We start from the raw sequence: 2,782 nt of genomic DNA, 5'->3' as shown, positions 1-2,782 counted from the left end.
GCCAGCCCGAGCGAGACGGGCAGGAAGGCCAGGAGGGCTAAATTAAAGGTCAGCCCGAGGTGCACTTCGCCGAGGGAGTAGGCCAAGCCGAAGACCATTCCTCCAACGAAGGTTGAGAGGTTCTGGACGGCGTTCACACCGCCTATAGCGAGGGAGGAGCGGTGGTAGCTCGATAAAACCTTCCTCGAAATAGGCCTGAAGCTCTGAAAGGCGAAGAGTGCCAGGAAGACTCCCAAAAAGACCGTTGGGGCAGTCTTTATCGAGGCTAAAAGCGGTGAAATCGCCGCCAAGAGCGCGGTCAGTTTTACAGTCTTGGCCTCGCTTCTAACGTCGGCAAACCATGAGGTGAAGTAGCTCAGGAGAGCAGATAGAAAGCCAGTCCAGCCGAGCAGAACGGCAGTCCTCTCCCTGCTCAGCCCAAGAGCTTCTGCAACGTAAACGTAGGTTATCTCGCCTGAGGTGAAGGCAACTATGACGGCCATCAGGGATGCTATAATGAGAACCCTCCTCGGGTCAAGGGCCGGCCTCTCTTCATTTCTTTCCCCCCTCTTCGGTGTTATCCGCTCGTAGAGAAGGTAATAGCTCAGGAGCATTATCAGACCGGTCAGGATGAAGAAGGCCGAGGAAATCCACATCTGACCTGCCAAGCCGATGTTTATGGTGTATGCATAGACGTAGTTCCCTAGGAGGGAAGCTATGCTCCCGAAGAAGAAGTAAACCGATGTAACCCTCGCCCGGATTTCCTTTGGCGTTGCTACAGCCACGACGAACTGGGCCATCGGCCAGCTCAACCCGTTGAGGAAGCCATTTAGGAGCTTTATCCCGGCAACTTGGAACCAGCTTGAGGTTAGCGGGTAGAGCTGGACGGCCAATGCGTTGCCCATCATAGCCACCGCACCAATGTAAACGAGCTTCTTCCCCCTTTCAAGGATCAGTCCTCCTAAAACCGAGGTGAAGGCCCTGGCCAGAACAAATGACATGGAAACGAGCGAAACGGCAAACATGCTCGCCTTCAAAACGTCGCGGGTGTAGAAGGCTATCGCTGGGGTGGCCAGGCGGAATGCTATCGTGCCTGTGAAGGCAGAAAACACGAGGAGTGCTATCCCTGCGAGCCTTTTCGTTTCCATTAGATCACCGTCTTAACGTGGGATCAACTTTTTAAAAGTATTAATCCCTTTGAAGGTTCTTCAACTTAGCTCGCTCTTGCCGGAACTTTCATCGAAGCAACTCAACCGAGACGAGCGAACCCTTTTTATGGGTGCCACGCAATTGAGAGTGGTGATCCCCATGGCAGTGTCCCTTGAGTTTGACATGGAGCATGAAGACGCTTACAGGGAAGTCTACGAGATGGTGAAGCCGAGGTACAGGCTCTTTACAGCCGGCCCGGTTGCCTGTTTCCCTGAGGTTCTCGCGATAATGTCCGTCCAGATGTTCAGCCACCGCTCAGCCGAGGCAAAGGCCGTTCACGTTGACACGCTTGAAAGGCTCAAGGAGTTCCTTGAGGCAGATAAGGGCGAGATAATCCTCTTTCCGAGTTCAGGGACGGGTTTCATGGAGGCATCGGTTAGAAACACCGTCCCGCGCGGTGGAAAGGTTCTCGTTACCGTTATAGGAGCCTTTGGAAAGCGCTTCGCCGATGTGGTCGAGACCAACGGGAGAAAAGCCGTTATCCTTGAGAAGGAGCCAGGACAGGCTGTTAAACCAGAGGAGTTAGACGAGGCTTTAAGGAAGAACCCCGACGTTCACGCGGTGACGGTAACCTACAACGAGACCTCAACCGGTGTTCTCAACCCGCTTCCCGAGCTGGCCAAGGTCGTTCACGAGCATGACAAGTTACTCTTCGTCGATGCCGTCTCGGCGATGGGAGGGGCTGACATAAGGTTCGATAAGTGGGGCATTGACCTCGTCTTTGCGAGCAGTCAGAAGGCCTTTGGTGTTCCGCCTGGGCTTGCTGTAGCGGCCGTCAGCGAGCGCGTTTTTGAGATAGCCGAGAAGACCCCAGAAAGGGGCTGGTATTTTGATCTACCCCTCTACAAGAAGTTCAACGAGAAGAAGAAGGGGACACCCTCAACGCCACCGCTCCCGCAGATATTCGGCCTTAACGTCGTCCTGAGGATCATTGAAAAGATGGGAGGCAAGAAGGAGTGGCTCGATATGTACAGGAAGAGGAGCGAGACCATAAGGGAGGGTGTCAGGAAGATGGGCCTCGGAATCCTTGCCGAACCCGGCTACGAGAGCCCGACGATTACGGCTGTAGTTGTCCCCGAGGGCATGAAGGGGATCGACGTTTACAACGCAATGCGCGAGCGTGGTTTTGAACTGGCCAAAGGCTACGGAAGCGTAGCAGAGAAAACCTTCAGAATTGGAAACATGGGGTACATGACCTTCGAGGACATAAGGGAGATGCTTGACAACCTGAGGGAGGTTATAGAAGAACTCGGGGGGCGCTGAGCCCCCCTTAAATTATCCTTACCAGTTTCCCGTCTTTAACCGCGTATATTCTGTCTATAGTCCGCTTCCCTGTTCTGAAGTCCCTTTTCATGACCACGACGACGTCAAAGCGGTTGAAGGTCTTCTCGTCTATTCTGAGCCAGTGCATCACCTCACCCTTTATGCCGTCCGTTAGGGCGAGGGAAGTTACAATGAATGCGTACATCTCTATCAGCTCCTCCAGAATTTTTGGAACGCTCACGGTGTGTAGGGTGTCTATGACAACGTAGTCCGGGTCAATACTTTTCAGCCTTCCGATGACCTCTTCAGTTCTCACCCTGAGTGGTTTTCT

2 protein-coding genes and 1 pseudogene are annotated in these 2,782 nt (G+C 53.6%); 1 reads left to right on the top strand and 2 read right to left on the bottom strand.

Features of this window, described 5'->3' with window-relative positions:
- Window positions 1-1,127, bottom strand: a 1,127-nt coding sequence (locus MVD07_RS03045; protein WP_297498479.1) for an MFS transporter, incomplete at its 3' end; no start/stop codon positions are given.
- Between the two features lie 166 nt (window positions 1,128-1,293).
- On the opposite strand from MVD07_RS03045, the gene MVD07_RS03040 reads away from it, so the two are divergent.
- Window positions 1,294-2,451 (top strand): alanine--glyoxylate aminotransferase family protein, encoded by a 1,158-nt coding sequence (locus MVD07_RS03040; protein WP_297498482.1) that lies wholly within the window; start codon window positions 1,294-1,296, stop codon window positions 2,449-2,451.
- Window positions 2,452-2,458: 7 nt separating this feature from the next.
- Here MVD07_RS03040 and MVD07_RS03035 read toward each other — a convergent pair.
- A pseudogene (locus MVD07_RS03035) lies at window positions 2,459-2,782 on the bottom strand (ATPase); the annotation flags it as partial.

This window comes from Thermococcus sp., assembly GCF_027008145.1.
GTDB lineage: Archaea > Methanobacteriota_B > Thermococci > Thermococcales > Thermococcaceae > Thermococcus.
Note: the sequence above shows the minus strand (reverse complement) of the source record. Positions and strands in the feature narration are given on the sequence as shown.